General features: G+C 41.2%; 13 protein-coding genes. 9 read left to right on the top strand and 4 right to left on the bottom strand.

Translation table 11 applies throughout. From position 1 onward, the window contains the following. The first annotated feature begins 140 nt into the window (after positions 1-140). Entirely contained in the window at positions 141-2,183 is a 2,043-nt protein-coding gene (locus tag H5201_RS13255) for a TonB-dependent receptor (protein WP_182784808.1), read from the top strand. Further along, complete coding sequence (locus tag H5201_RS13250; RefSeq protein WP_182784806.1) at positions 2,183-3,322, top strand: PepSY domain-containing protein; 1,140 nt, start codon at positions 2,183-2,185, stop codon at positions 3,320-3,322. The genes H5201_RS13255 and H5201_RS13250 overlap by 1 nt, the downstream gene beginning before the upstream one ends. A 101-nt stretch (positions 3,323-3,423) precedes the next feature. Here H5201_RS13250 and H5201_RS13245 read toward each other — a convergent pair whose 3' ends face one another. Further along, a complete protein-coding gene (locus tag H5201_RS13245) occupies positions 3,424-3,885 on the bottom strand; it encodes a M14 family zinc carboxypeptidase (RefSeq protein WP_182761750.1) in 462 nt (153 codons plus the stop codon). Positions 3,886-5,152: 1,267 nt separating this feature from the next. Here H5201_RS13245 and H5201_RS13240 point away from each other — a divergent pair. The 6 genes from H5201_RS13240 (at position 5,153) to cyoE (ending at position 10,634) form a co-directional block, all read left to right on the top strand. Beyond that, positions 5,153-5,563 (top strand): hypothetical protein, encoded by a 411-nt coding sequence (locus tag H5201_RS13240; protein WP_182784803.1) that lies wholly within the window; start codon positions 5,153-5,155, stop codon positions 5,561-5,563. Between the two features lie 236 nt (positions 5,564-5,799). Then, entirely contained in the window at positions 5,800-6,723 is a 924-nt protein-coding gene (gene cyoA / locus H5201_RS13235) for a ubiquinol oxidase subunit II (protein WP_182784801.1), read from the top strand. A gap of 2 nt (positions 6,724-6,725) precedes the next feature. Next, complete coding sequence (gene cyoB / locus H5201_RS13230) at positions 6,726-8,729, top strand: cytochrome o ubiquinol oxidase subunit I (RefSeq protein ID WP_182784800.1); 2,004 nt, start codon at positions 6,726-6,728, stop codon at positions 8,727-8,729. Next, positions 8,726-9,346, top strand: coding sequence for a cytochrome o ubiquinol oxidase subunit III (gene cyoC, locus H5201_RS13225; protein ID WP_182784797.1), 621 nt, complete (start codon positions 8,726-8,728; stop codon positions 9,344-9,346). The genes cyoB and cyoC overlap by 4 nt, the downstream gene beginning before the upstream one ends. Next, positions 9,346-9,705, top strand: coding sequence for a cytochrome o ubiquinol oxidase subunit IV (gene cyoD, locus H5201_RS13220; RefSeq protein ID WP_182784795.1), 360 nt, complete (start codon positions 9,346-9,348; stop codon positions 9,703-9,705). The genes cyoC and cyoD overlap by 1 nt, the downstream gene beginning before the upstream one ends. A 44-nt stretch (positions 9,706-9,749) precedes the next feature. Next, a complete protein-coding gene (gene cyoE / locus H5201_RS13215) occupies positions 9,750-10,634 on the top strand; it encodes a heme o synthase (RefSeq protein ID WP_064665626.1) in 885 nt (294 codons plus the stop codon). Between the two features lie 79 nt (positions 10,635-10,713). Here the strand turns inward: cyoE and H5201_RS13210 are convergent, their stop codons facing one another. Both H5201_RS13210 and H5201_RS13205 read right to left on the bottom strand, forming a co-directional pair. After that, positions 10,714-11,316: an FMN-binding negative transcriptional regulator gene (locus H5201_RS13210; protein ID WP_182719155.1), complete on the bottom strand. Its 603-nt coding sequence runs from the start codon at positions 11,314-11,316 to the stop codon at positions 10,714-10,716. Next, the gene (locus H5201_RS13205) at positions 11,316-11,891 is read right to left on the bottom strand and encodes a GNAT family N-acetyltransferase (protein WP_182784793.1); all 576 of its coding nucleotides are present in this window, start codon (positions 11,889-11,891) and stop codon (positions 11,316-11,318) included. Before H5201_RS13205 ends, H5201_RS13210 begins: the two co-directional genes overlap by 1 nt. 115 nt (positions 11,892-12,006) lie before the next feature. Here H5201_RS13205 and H5201_RS13200 point away from each other — a divergent pair, with 115 nt between their 5' ends. After that, positions 12,007-13,467 (top strand): PLP-dependent aminotransferase family protein, encoded by a 1,461-nt coding sequence (locus tag H5201_RS13200; RefSeq protein ID WP_182784791.1) that lies wholly within the window; start codon positions 12,007-12,009, stop codon positions 13,465-13,467. Positions 13,468-13,493: 26 nt separating this feature from the next. Here H5201_RS13200 and H5201_RS13195 read toward each other — a convergent pair whose 3' ends face one another. Next, positions 13,494-14,162, bottom strand: coding sequence for a hypothetical protein (locus tag H5201_RS13195; RefSeq protein WP_182784789.1), 669 nt, complete (start codon positions 14,160-14,162; stop codon positions 13,494-13,496). Positions 14,163-14,211 lie beyond the last annotated feature (49 nt).

Raw genomic sequence — 14,211 nt, 5'->3', positions numbered from 1 at the left:
TTTTTAATGCCCACTTACGGCTAAAATGTGTCAAGTAATCGACCACTGCGACAATATGTCACACCCAGTGAAGCTCGTATGGACTGTATAATATGATGAATAAATTATAATACTATCCTACGTTTATGTTCGGAGTGATCATGGTTCTGCATGTTTTGCCGGTTTTTACTGCTCTTTCTTTATTAACTGTTTCTTCAGTTAGTGCACAAACCCAGCCGCAAGGAAATAATAATACTCAAAGCTCAGGAGATACTAGTTTTGCTGTTGGTGACACAATCAGCATTGTTGGTACACGGTTTATAGACAGTTCTCGAGCGCTTACTTCTGTCGATAGAATGTCGCCAGATGTTGCCCAAAATACCGATTTTGATTATGCCTGGCAGTTAGTGGGTAAAATGCCAGGAATTATGCTGACGGAGTTTAATCAAGGTACTACTAGCGGTAAGCTATCATTTCGAGGCTTTAATGGGGAAGGCTCGGTGAATGCTGTTAAACTACTGATTGATGGTATTCCCGCCAATACCAATGATGGCAACATGCCGTTTATTGATATGATTTTCCCTATTGAGATTGATGCTGTAGAAGTTATACGGGGCACTAATGATCCACGTTACGGGCTTAATAACATTGCTGGTAATGTTGCGTTTGCAACTCGCAGTGGTGGTAATTACCTTGATGGACGTGTTACCGCTGGCAGCTTTGGTGCTTACCAAGCTGAAGCTGCAATGGGTATAGCAAGTGGTAACTTTACTCAAAACTATGCTGTGGGTTATCGCGAAAAAGAAGGTTATCGCGAGCATTCCGAGCTTGATAAAAAAAGCATCTCAGGGAAGTGGGGATACGGTATTTCAAGTGATACAGAAGTTACTGCCAGTGCTCGCCATTATCAAGCAAATGCTGAAGAGCCTGGTTATTTAACCGCTGATGTTGCTTATTCTACGCCCAATGCAACTAATACCTACAATGAATCAGATAAAGACGCTCGTACTATCAGCCAATATAGTTTGGCCCTGGGGAGTCAAATAGCCGCACATACTCACTTTAATACACTGGCGTGGCTAAATGAATATAAGGACGACCGTTTTGTTAAGTTCTCAGCACTAGCCTCACAACAAAATCGCCTTAGTAAAGAAAAGCATTATGGCGCAAGTACATCATTAACTTATACACCTAAAATAGCAGCTATAAATGCACTTTTGGTTGAGGTCGGAGCCAGTATCGAGAATCAAGATGTAGTTTCAAAAAGGTATTTGACCAACGAGCGAGTAGTTGTGGAGCAAACTCGTGATCAAGATTTTGACCTCTCTGTCAAAGGGCTCTATATACAAACCATGATTGAGCCAACCTCGTGGTTACGCATTACTCCAGCTATACGGGTTGATTGGATTGATGGCGGATTTTATAACGCTTTGACTGACGAACATGCTGATATTAACGATTATGGTGCGATAAAACAGCCGAAATTATCGCTGGCGGTAATATCTTCTGAGCAGATAACCATTTTTGCCAACTGGGGAAAAACGTATCAGGTCGGTACCAACTCTGGGGCTTACTTAATTGGCGCAAGGCAGAAGCATCTAGCTCCTTCAATCAATGAGGGCTGGGAATCAGGGGTTAAGTGGAAGCCAAGTCGAGACAGTGAAATACGCATTGCTTTATGGCAGCAAACAGCAACGGGAGAATTTAAACGTAAATTAAACGACCCTCTTGGTGATTTTGATAACTTAGGAGCAACTAAACGCAAAGGTATTGATATACAAGCATCGTGGAGCCCAACAAATAAGTTTTCTTTGTGGGGCGCATTTGCTTGGCAACAAGCCCAAATAGACATCGCAGATCCAAGCACGCCAGAGTACACAGGTAATAACATTGACCATATTCCTAATCGTTTATTCACAGCAGGCATTGATTATCAATTAACAACCCAATTAAATTTGGCTGCAACACTGCGTACGCAATCTGATTACGAATTAACACCAAGTAATAGCCAAGGACGATATGGTGACTTTACTCAACTTAGGCTTAAAGCAAGTTATGACGTTAATTCGGCACTGATGTTAAGCGCGCAAGTTGATAACTTAACTGATGAGTATTATGAATATGTATGGTGGGATGGCTCGCAAACTCTGCATAGCCCAGCACAAGGTCGTGCTGTATCTGCTGCAATTAAGTTTAAGTATTAATGAGTAAGCAGTTACTCGCGTGGCGTAAGTTGGCAAGGCGACTTCATCTATGGTTGGGGTTAAGCCTTGGCATGTTTTTTGTGATCCTTTGCTTGTCAGGAGCTGCACTTGTTTATTATCCGCAAATAGATACCTGGTTGCATCCGGAATTAGCGAATGCAGCGCAGCAACCGTGTGATTACAACACTGCATTAAAAACATTACGCATGCAGTATCCAGATAAGCTGGGACCGTGGCGGTTTGAAGTGACCCCTGAACAACAATTCATTCCGGCGCGCTATTATAACCCTCAAGAGACTCAAGGGCAGGATTTTGCACCTATGATGGTGTGGTTGTCAGCTGATGGCAGCACCTTGCTCAGACAGTCATTTTGGGGCGATTACCTAGTAACTTGGCTGTATAACTTGCACTTTACTTTACTACTTGGCAGTACAGGGGCAATTATTGTCGGTTACCTTGGAATTGGCAGCGCGCTCTTATTACTCACAGGTTTAGTTGCGTGGTGGCCTAAGTCAGGTTTTTGGTTGAGGCAATTGCGTTTTAAGCGCCGCGCTGCTTTATTAGGACGCATGTACGATTGGCATAAAACAATCGGTTTAGTGATGTTGTTACCCTTGTTTATTCTTACTAGTACCGGTGCGATGCTAGCCTTGCCCAAAGAGACCAATGGCTTGCTTGGCTTGGTACTGGGCGAAGTCGAAAGTGCTGCAAGACCAGCACCACAATTAACTTTTTCAAACCCGCAAATTAGTGTTACTCAGGCTGTGAAAATAGCACAAATACAAATGCCTAAAGCACGACTTGCATGGATAGAAACTCCCAGCGTAAACCAAGGCTATTATCGGCTGCGCATGCAGGTAAGTGATGATAAATCGACACGCTTTCCAAACAGTTATATTGATATTAACCCACGCTCAGGTGAGGTAGTGAAGGTCTTCGATCTTAGGCAGCAAGGAACAAGTAACCAAATCAAAAACTGGCTACATCCCTTGCATAATGGCAGTGTAGGTGGGCTAAGCCTTAAAGTTCTGTGGATCATCGCCTCGTTGGCAAGCTTAGTGTTGGCTTGGCTAGGTTGGTATCGTTATTACCTACGTAAAAATACAGCCAAAAAGATCGCAAAAAATAACAAGCCCTGAGAACAGGGCTTACCTGACGTACTTAAATTTAAAGTTTTATAAGTTGACTACCTAATACGGCGTATTCGATGTGTTTATCGTTGCGTAGTAAAAAGTGTGCTTTAGCTCCACACTTTAGCATCGCGGTTTAAATCTATTCCTTGCGCATTAAAACGGGTTTGCAGCTGTGCGCCATCGGGATTGACCATAGGAATGATCATCAGTGATAGTTTTTTTTGCCAATTTTCTCGCCATGCATCATTTTTTGTTTCGATTGCATAGCTTAAAAAATCCGTTAATGCGGCACTTGCCGTATTTTCATCACCATGCATTTGGCTCCACATCATAACTTTGATTGGCCCCGAGCCAATATAAAATGCATCAATTGATTTACCTAAGAATGATTGACCTAAATTTTTTCGCTCTATGCTGGGGTGAGCAGCTAACGTATCTAGTAAAGGAGCAAGATCAGCGTGTGTAATCGCTGCTTTGTTTAATCCTTTAATTTGGTGCATTGCGATTGGTGCGGCAGTTAAGCTAAATGAGTAACTAAGTAAGCTAACTAGTATGGTTTTGCGAATCATATTAACATCCTGTTATTCTTATTTTGCAATTTTTTAAGAATATAATATTAATGTGGATCGGTCCAAAATTATCTTCACTTTAAGTGAAATCATTTCTCATAACTGTGATGCTTTACGGGCTTTATTTTCAATTGATTGTTTATTATAAAATAATATCTTTTGATAAAGTTTTTTGTGAACATTTAAGTTGATTTTAGGGCTAAAATTTAGACTAAAGTCTATGGGTTAATTTTTTTCATCTATCAGATTTATTTTTATCAGTTGTAAGCTTTGAGCTATTACACTAAATTTAGTTTCAAGGAAGCGAAATGAACAAGCCGCTTACAAAGAATCTTTATAATTGTGTGTGAAGATGTTGTCAAAGGCGGTTCAAGTTTAGTACAAACTGGGCTTGAACTGTTTTTATTTTACTGCCACATGATTAGACGAACTGAAAGTTTGTCACTGAATTACAGTGTTTATGAACAACGCTAAAACTGAATCTTTATAATTGTGTGTGAAGATGTTGTCAAAAAGACAGTTCAAGTTTAGTTAACCTGAGCTTGAACTGCTTTTATTTACTGCCACGCGATTAAATGAACTTATTGTTCATCAGTGAATCTACAATACGTATTGAAAAATATTAGAACCGAATCTTTATAATTGTGTGTGAAGATGTTGTCAAAAAGACGACTCAAGTTAGGGGATAACTTGGCTTGAGTTGCTTTTTATTTTAACTGACATGCAGTTAGATGGCGAAGCAGCCAATACTAAATTCAATAGCGAATACGCTATTAAACGAATCTTTATAATTGTGTGTGAAGATGTTGTCAAAAAGACGACTCAAGTTAGGGGATAACTTGGCTTGAGTTGCTTTTTATTTTAACCGACATGCAGTTAGATGGCGAAGCAGCCAGTACTAAATTCAATAGCGAATACGCTATTAAACGAATCTTTATAATTGTGTGTGAAGATGTTGTCAAAAAGACGACTCAAGTTAGGGGATAACTTAGCTTGAGTTGCTTTTTATTTTCTAAAAGCCGCCAATTATCATTTAAGTTATTTTTAAAGCGCCAGTATGGCGCTTTTTTTATAGCTGTAATTCAACATATTAATAAAAAGTTAGCCCGCTATGTTGTTTTATACTTGTAGCTTGTGTTGACTTTGTTATAATCCTCCCGAAATTTCAGTAATTACTGAAACTTTATTGATGTAAATCATATCAACGTAGTAAAAAATAGCGTAGTGCTGTTATTTGCTTGTTATTAAATTTCTAAGGCAAGTACGTTTGAACTCAAAAAATTGTCCACAAGCAACCCAGCAAACAACGTTTACACGTTGGCAGCTGCGTGCGCGTGCACTTTTTGCCGGACGTGAACTGTTTTCTGCATTAGTAATTTTATTAATTAACTCAGCCATGTTAGTAAATGGTAGTGTTGAAGATGCAACAGAATTAAAGGGCTTATTAACTGAAGGGGCTGTAGAGTCGTCTTTAATTAATGTATTGAGCTTTTTAGCGTATCCCGTTGTTTCATGCCAGTTGTTAATTGGTTTATGTTGGTTGATTTTTCACTTTTTTCCAGCGCGTCGTGCTGGGGTTATTTTACGTAAAGCAGCCTTTGCTTTTCGTGCTCCTAAAACATCACTTGTTGTACACAGCGCTCACGGCTGTCGTGCTCCACCCCTTGTATTCGGTTGAACGCTACTCGTTATTGATGGCTTGACTGGATTAGTCGCTTACTAATTTTGTTTCTTCACTAATAATGCTTAGCCGCAGTGTGTCTGCGATTCGGCCGCCCCATTAAATTTCCTTTGTGTTTAAATTTGTTACTACACGTTTAAGCCAGACTAGGAATAGTTTAAACCGTTGTTCTGACCTATTGGTATTCTTGGGTAAGGCAGCACACGTCAAATTTTAGGTTGTAGGATAGTCCTTTGTTAATTCGAAACCTCTGTAATATTGCTCTGGGCACAACTGTGCTCGCACTAACTGGCTGTAAAGGCGGGGTGCTTGATCCTAAAGGGCAAATTGGGATAGATGAAAAAAATCTGATCATTATTTCCACCGTGCTAATGCTCATAGTGGTTATTCCCGTCATTGTTATGACCTTGTACTTCGCCTGGAAATATCGCGATGGCCAAGATCAGCAAATTTATGCGCCAAAATGGGCTCACTCAGGAAAAATTGAAGCCGCTGTCTGGGCCATTCCTATTGTGATAGTGATTGTATTGGGTGTTATCACTTGGCAATCAACGCAACAGCTTGACCCTTATAAACCTCTTGAAGGCAAAGGCAAGCACTTGACTGTTGAAGTCGTGTCGCTGAATTGGAAATGGTTATTTATTTATCCTGAGCAAGGTATTGCGACGGTGAACGAATTGGTTTTCCCAGCCAATGTGCCTGTGGAATATAAAATCACCTCAGAAAGCACCATGAATTCATTTTTCATCCCACAACTGGGTAGTCAAATCTACTCAATGGCGGGCATGGAAACCAAACTGCATTTAATTGCTAATGAACCGGGTACGTTTAAAGGTTTTTCAGCTAACTACAGCGGTGCAGGCTTTACGGGGATGAAATTTAATGCCATCGCTACGCCAACACAAGCTGACTTTGATACGTGGGTAAACAAGGTGAAAAGCCAGCCAAACACGCTTTCTAAAGCGGATTATGATGCATTGGCGCAACCGAGTGAAAATAACCCTGTGAGCTATTTTGGTGATGTAGAAGAGGGCTTGTTTCACACCATCGTTATGAAATATATGCAGGCTCATGGTGATATGAACAAGATGCACAAAGCAATGCCTGAGCATAGCGGCCATGCAAATCACACAATGCACAGCGAGGGTGAGGAATAATTATGTCGTTATTTGGAAAATTAACATTAGATGCTATTCCGTTCCATGAACCTATTTTGATGGTGACAATGGCGGTAGTAGTGATTGCAGCAGCATTGATTGCCGCTTTGGTCACAAAATATAAAAAATGGGGCGTGCTATGGCACGACTGGATCACCTCAATCGATCATAAGCGCTTAGGCGTGATGTACATCATTCTTGCCTTGATCATGCTGTTTCGTGGTTTCTCCGATGCCATTATGATGCGAGCACAATTGGCGTTAGCCACAGGTGGCGCCACAGGCTATTTGCCGCCGGAGCATTATGACCAAATCTTCACCGCGCATGGGGTGATCATGATCATCTTTATGGCAATGCCATTTATGATTGGTTTAATGAACATTGTATTACCGCTGCAAATTGGTGCGCGTGATGTGGCATTTCCGTTTTTAAATAACTTAAGTTTTTGGTTAACTGCAGGTGGTGCAATATTAATTAATATTTCATTGTTCTGTGGTGAGTTTGCGAAAACAGGTTGGGTGGCGTATCCGCCGCTATCGGAGATGTCTTTCAGCCCTGGGGTCGGGGTCGATTATTATATTTGGGCGCTGCAAATATCAGGTATTGGTACACTATTAACGGCGGTAAACTTTTTAGTGACTGTGTTTAAAATGCGTGCCCCTGGTATGCGTTTAATGCAAATGCCTATTTTCACCTGGACATGTACATGGGCAAATATCTTAATTGCTGCATCATTCCCAATCTTAACGGCAGTGTTGACTATGTTAACCCTAGACCGTTATTTAGATTTCCATTTCTTTACTAATGAAGCTGGCGGTAACGCCATGATGTACATCAACCTGTTCTGGGCTTGGGGTCATCCTGAAGTATATATCTTGATTTTACCTGCGTTTGGTATTTTCTCTGAAGTTATCTCTACCTTTACCGGTAAACGCTTATTTGGTTATAAGTCAATGGTATATGCCAGTGGCGCGATTTCTATCTTAGGCTTTGTTGTGTGGTTACATCACTTCTTCACTATGGGGTCTAGTGCTAATGTTAACGCCTTCTTTGGCGTAATGACCATGGTCATTGCGGTGCCCACCGGCGTAAAATTGTTTAACTGGTTATTTACTATTTACCGTGGTCGTTTACGTATCTCAGTTCCTGTGCTTTGGACACTTGGCTTTATGGTCACCTTTACCATAGGCGGGATGACAGGGGTACTACTGGCAATTCCGGGTGCTGATTATGTATTACACAACAGCCTATTCCTAATTGCACATTTCCATAACACTATCATCGGTGGTGCGGTATTTGGTTACTTAGCTGGTTTTGCATTTTGGTTCCCTAAAGCAATGGGCTTTAAACTTCACGAAGGTTGGGGCAAGGCGTCTTTCTGGTGTTGGTTAATTGGTTTCTTTGTTGCATTTATGCCGTTATACGTACTTGGTTTCTTAGGTATGACGCGTCGCTTAAACCACACAAATAATCCAGATTGGAATATTTGGCTGTACATTGCTTTTGTTGGTGCAGTGATCATTATGTTCGGTATCTTATTCCAAGTTGTTCAGCTTATTGTCAGCTTTAAAAACCGTGAAGCACTAAAAGATACAACTGGCGATCCGTGGAATGGTCACACGCTTGAGTGGTCAACATCGTCACCGCCACAATACTATAACTTCGCTACGATACCGCATGTGCACGATATCGATACTTGGACTGATATGAAAGAGAAAGGCCAAGCGTATCAGCAAAAATCGAGTTACGCGCCTATCCATATGCCAAAAAATACCGCGGCAGGGGTGATGATGAGTGCCTGTTTTACCACATTCTGTTTTGCCATGATCTGGCATATTTGGTGGTTGGCAATTGTCGGTGTTATTGCTGGAGCCGCAGTATTCTTTAAACGCTGTTACACCAGCGATGTTGATTACTACGTGCAACCAGAAGAAATTCTTGAAATTGAAAGTGCACATAATGCCAGTGCCACAACATTTAACCAAGGTAAGGAGTTCAGCGCATGAGTTCGATCCCTGCTGATATGAATATCATCAATCATGATGCCCATGCTCACGAGCATCATGATACTGGTGGTGACACGGTATTTGGTTTTTGGCTTTATCTAATGACCGACTGCTTGTTATTTGCCTCATTTTTTGCAACCTACGCTGTGCTTTATATGAACACTGCCGGTGGCGTATCTGGCAAAGATATTTTTGAACTGGACTTTGTTGCGGTCGAAACCGCCGCGTTACTACTGAGTAGTATCACCTTTGGTTTTGCGATGATCTCTGCCCATGCGCAGAAAAAGGCCGCTACATTAATTTGGTTGGCTATTACTTTTGCTTTTGGCGTGGTGTTTATCTCCATGGAAGTCTATGAGTTTCATCATTTAATTGCTCATGGTAATGGCCCGCAGCGCAGCGCATTTTTAACCTCTTTCTTCTCGTTAGTGGGTTTGCATGGCCTGCACGTTACCGCTGGCCTAATTTGGATGGCGACGATGATGATTGAAGTATCACGTCGTGGTTTAAACCCAGCCACTGTCACCCGTTTAAGTTGTTTAAGTTTGTTCTGGCACTTTTTAGATGTGGTGTGGATTTGCGTATTTACCGTTGTTTACTTAATGGGGGTGATGTAATGAGTCATAGTGAATCACATGTATTAGATGAACTGCACGTACAAGGCCATAGTGATGCTTCACATGGCAGTGTTAAAGACTATTTAATTGGTTTTGTTTTATCAATTGTACTGACGGCGATTCCATTTTGGGCGGTAATGAGCGGCACTTTATCAAAGCCAACAACCTTTGCCTGTGTTGTGGTGATGGCCATTGTGCAAATTTGGGTGCACTTAAAATACTTTTTGCACCTGAACTTTACTACCGAAGACGGTAAAGCCAGTTCGTTATCGTTCATCTTCAGTGCGCTGATCATCGTGATGGTGGTAGGGCTGTCGGTGTGGATCATCTACGAATCGAACGCCATGATGATGTACTAGCCCCAGCTAGTACATTGTTAAAAGCAAAGAATAGGGGACAGCAGATGTTTCGTCGTTATTTAAAGGTCACTAAACCCGGTATTATTATGGGCAATGTGATCTCGGTTGCGGGTGGTTTTTTACTTGCTTCGCGTGGTGATATTGATGGCTGGCTAATGCTTGCTACATTAGTTGGTTTATCGCTGGTAGTAGCCTCAGGCTGCGTAATCAATAACGTGATTGACCGTGATATTGATATTCGCATGGCGCGCACGCGAACACGGGTAACTGTAACGGGCGAAATGTCTGCCAAGACTGCTTTGCTACATGGTACAGCACTTGGCGTATTAGGTTTTGCTCTACTAGTGATTTTTACTAACTGGATTGCAGTGTTTTTTGCTGTGTTTGGTTATGTTATTTACGTGGGTGTTTATAGCTTATATATGAAGCGTCGCTCAGTATATGGCACATTTGTAGGCAGCTTATCTGGTGCTGTACCGCCAGTCGTTGGTTATTGCGCCGTGACGGCACAGTTTGATATTGGTGCATTGATTTTATTGGTAATGTTTAGTTTATGGCAAATGCCACACTCATACGCGATTGCTATTTTTCGCTATAAAGACTACCAAGCCGCACGTATTCCAGTGCTGCCAGTAGCGCACGGTATTGATAAAGCAAAGCACCATATTGTTTTGTATATTGCCATATATGCGTTAGTAGTGATGTTATTAACCATTGGCGGTTATACCGGTATGGCGTTTTTAGCCGTTGCTTGCACCACTAGCTTTTGGTGGTTGTTAATGGCGCTAAGAGGTTATCGACGTAACATTGATATTAGTGGTTGGGCGCGCCAAGTGTTTGCGTTTTCAATCCTTAATATTACTGCTTTGAGCATTGCTATGGCAGTTGATTATCAAAATATTGCACCGCATCTGCTTGCATTTAACTAATTACTAAACCGAGTTAATTCCAAAGTTAACCAAAGGCTCTAAGATCTCCGAGGAGCCTTTTTTCATTTTTATAGCACCGCTAATTGATTAACTCAGCAATACTGAGTTTCCCCGCTAACATTAAACTTTGCTTTATGGCTGCACGTATTTCAGCTGGCTTGTTTTGACTAAGTTTAAAATTGCCCTGCCAATGAATGGTAATAAATTCAATAAAACTTAATTGTTGATACATTGCCTTGCGCTGCTGTACGGGTACCTCATTAATTTGCCATTTATCTGTAGCGTGCTCAGTAAAGTGTTGCTCAAAGTGATCGGTTAGTCGTTGCATGATCTGTTCTTTGTGCTGTTGGTCTTTAACAATACGCACTTTAGCTGTCACATAAACACTCGAATAAAGCCAACTAGGTAGGGTTTTATTGTGTGCGTAAGCGGGCGATAAATAGCAATCATCGCCACTAAATAATAGCTTCACTGATTGACCATCAAATGATGACAGGGGGTTATATTTGGCCACATGGCCGATAAAAACTTCGCGAGCTGGGTCATATAATAATGGCACGCGGCATATATCATTGAGTTGGTTTTGTGTATTAGGCATTAAAATGGTCGCCAGTGGATAGTTATTTACTAACTGTTGTAATTGCTTACTATCATGTTGTTGAAAATGGGCCGCTGGGTACATTATAGTTTTCCTTCTAACTGAGATTTTATTGTCGGCCATTGCTCGTCTATAATACTGAACTGAGCGGTGTTTCGGTATGAGCCATCGGCAAGTAACCTGTCTTTATAACTAATGCCTTCAAAGCGGGCGCCAAGGCGTGCTATAGCATTACGCGATTTTTGGTTTTGTTCATGGGTATTAAAAGCAATACGCACTAAGCCTAATTCTTCGAACGCATATTGCAGTAGCAAGTATTTAGCGTGGGTATTTACAAAACTACGTTGCCACTTTTTAGCAATAAATGTGTGGCCAATCTCAGCGCTGCGATTTTGTTTATCTAACCTAAATAAACGTGTGGTACCAAGCACCTGCTTACTTACTTTATCAACTATGGCGTAGACTATTTGTTGTTCGGCATTAAACTGCGCTGTATTGATAAACCAATCATCGAGAATTGCACGGGTTTGAGTGTAATTCATTAACACCCAACGCCATATTTGTGGATCTTGGCCTGCTTGATATAGCCCCTCAAGGTGGTTTTGTGTCAGTGGCTCTAAAGCCAGCTTATTGGTTTGATGAATGTGTTTTGTAAACATGATAAGCCCCATATTTTGCTATTTATGAATAACAAAGGTACGCTACTTTGGTCAGTAATAAACAACCAGTTTTAGCTTTTTAACTAGACCAGTTTAGAGTGTTTTTGGAGTCGTAATGCAGCCGTTAGTTATTGAATTTGATGAGTCAGAGCCTGCCAAATATTTGCAACTGGCCAGCGCGATACGCAGTGCCATAATGCAAGGCAAGCTTGCGCCAGGGGTAAAACTCAGCTCGGCGCGTGTCATGGCAAACACTTATCAGCTCAATCGCCATACAGTGATGAATGCATTGCAATTATTAGTAGCGGAAGGCTGGCTTGAATCTCAGCAGCGCTCAGGTTATCGGATCACCAAGTCATTGCCCATTCAAAGTAGTGTTAGTACCTCAAGTACTCCAATACTGAAAGCAAAACCTTATCAATTTGCTAAAACATTGGCTGTGCCTGCTGCTGGAATGGATTTAACTGCATATAGATATAACTTTGCTGGTGGCTTGCCTGATCTTGCCAGTTTCCCACAAAAAGAATTTAAACGCTCCGTCAGCCATGTGTGTAATCACTTAGATATCAATCAACTGCATTATGGGCAGGTCAGTGGTAACGAGCAATTAAAAGCTCATATTTGTGATTACTTATACAAAGCGCGTAATTTAAACGTAAGCGACGTATTGATCTGCAATGGCTCGCAAGAAGCACTGTTTTTAATCGCAAAAGCGTTTATAAAAAAAGATGATTTTGTCGCAGTAGAAACGTTAGGTTATCCGCCAGCAAGGCAAGCATTTGCAGCTTGTGGCGCGCAATTGGTTGATATAAAACAAGACGATGAAGGCTTATGTGTTGATGATTTAAAAGCCCAGCTGGAATGTTATCCAATTAAAATGCTGTACTTAACGCCGCTGCACCAATACCCAACTACCGTGACCTTATCGCCAACGCGGCGCTTGCAAATTTATCAACTGTGTTATGCTCATAACGTTATGATCATCGAAGATGACTACGATCATGAATTTCATTATCGCTGTCAGCCATTACAACCCATGGCCGCCGATGACCCCGCGGGCATCGTTATTTACCTATCGACATTTTCAAAGATTATGTTCTCAGCCGCTCGAATCGGTTATATCTGCGCAGCGCCTGAAGTATTAGCACAATTAACCGCCTGGAAGCAGTTGATGAACCATAAGAACGATGTAGTCATGCAATTAGCAGTCGCGCACTGGATGAAAGAGGGCGGCTTTGAGCGCCATTTAAAACGCATGACTAAATTGTATAAACAGCGCTATGAAGCGATGGATTCTTACTTAGCAGCGTTACAAGCTGATGGCTTTCCTATTGAATATAAAAAACCCGACGGCGGCATGGCGATGTGGGTTAACTTTAATAAAAACACCCAGCACTTAAAAGCAAACTTAGCAAAGCAAAGTGTTTACTTACAAACCGAAGCCGAGTTTTACTTTAGCAACTCAGTACGTAGCTTAAAACCCATAAACTATAGCTATGCTCGGCTTGGTTTTGCAGGGCAATCGAGCGAGAGCATGCAACAAGGTTTAGATATTATTATCAATCAGGTTTATTGAATCTGATTTTTATTACTATAGAAAAGTTACTGATAGCTTTCACTATCAAAATAGAGCGGTTTTAAGGTGCCGCAATTGACAAATTTATAGGTGAGCTCACCTACACTCGGAACGAGATTGCTAGTGCGGAATTTTTGCAAACAGGCACTGGTTAGATCGACGTAAATAAGATGGTTAAAGCTCGGTGTTTGGGTGATTTGATGGATATAAATACGTTCATTTTCATTGAGCATGATCATGTCGTATTGCTGCCATTTTGATGCTGGGCTTAACTCATTAAGCTCGCGTGCGTAAAGTAGTTTATTGAAAACAATTGTTCTATTTTCATAAATTAAACTACCGCCATTTCTATAATCACCTTCATACACGTCGGCTGTGATTGTGAGTTCTTCGCCGCGCATTAAACGTTGAATATTAAAAGGTTTGGGCTTGATGGTTACCAGCTCTGCACCTCTGACTACATTTAAAAATGCCACATCAGGGTTTTCAATCTTATAAACCAACTGCACATCGTGAGGTAGCTTATAGGTAGGTAAATTCGCAGCAAAAATACGTGGGCCTTGATTAACGAGGATCATGGCATGCTCGGCTTCGTAAGCTGGATTGATAGGGGGAAGTTCTTCTTTTACTGCCTCCTCTTCGGCAGTGGCAATACTCGACATAAATGCAAGTAACATAATAAACAACAGTCGCATAATGATCTCAATAAAGGTATGAATTTAAAGTGTAGTCAAAAATACTGTT

The sequence above is a fragment of the Pseudoalteromonas sp. SG43-6 genome (genome assembly GCF_014164365.1).
Taxonomy (GTDB): Bacteria; Pseudomonadota; Gammaproteobacteria; order Enterobacterales; family Alteromonadaceae; genus Pseudoalteromonas; species Pseudoalteromonas rhizosphaerae.
This window is presented reverse-complemented; position numbering and strand designations above follow the sequence as displayed.

What these genes read in the sequence shown, in the direction of transcription:
- H5201_RS13205 (WP_182784793.1), bottom strand. Translation starts at nt 11,891, where the DNA reads ATGTTTACAAAACACATTCATCAAACCAATAAGCTGGCTTTAGAGCCA.
- cyoE (WP_064665626.1), top strand. Translation starts at nt 9,750, where the DNA reads ATGTTTCGTCGTTATTTAAAGGTCACTAAACCCGGTATTATTATGGGC.
- H5201_RS13195 (WP_182784789.1), bottom strand. Translation starts at nt 14,162, where the DNA reads ATGCGACTGTTGTTTATTATGTTACTTGCATTTATGTCGAGTATTGCC.
- H5201_RS13200 (WP_182784791.1), top strand. Translation starts at nt 12,007, where the DNA reads ATGCAGCCGTTAGTTATTGAATTTGATGAGTCAGAGCCTGCCAAATAT.
- H5201_RS13210 (WP_182719155.1), bottom strand. Translation starts at nt 11,316, where the DNA reads ATGTACCCAGCGGCCCATTTTCAACAACATGATAGTAAGCAATTACAA.
- H5201_RS13245 (WP_182761750.1), bottom strand. Translation starts at nt 3,885, where the DNA reads ATGATTCGCAAAACCATACTAGTTAGCTTACTTAGTTACTCATTTAGC.
- cyoC (WP_182784797.1), top strand. Translation starts at nt 8,726, where the DNA reads ATGAGTTCGATCCCTGCTGATATGAATATCATCAATCATGATGCCCAT.
- H5201_RS13250 (WP_182784806.1), top strand. Translation starts at nt 2,183, where the DNA reads ATGAGTAAGCAGTTACTCGCGTGGCGTAAGTTGGCAAGGCGACTTCAT.
- cyoD (WP_182784795.1), top strand. Translation starts at nt 9,346, where the DNA reads ATGAGTCATAGTGAATCACATGTATTAGATGAACTGCACGTACAAGGC.
- H5201_RS13255 (WP_182784808.1), top strand. Translation starts at nt 141, where the DNA reads ATGGTTCTGCATGTTTTGCCGGTTTTTACTGCTCTTTCTTTATTAACT.
- cyoB (WP_182784800.1), top strand. Translation starts at nt 6,726, where the DNA reads ATGTCGTTATTTGGAAAATTAACATTAGATGCTATTCCGTTCCATGAA.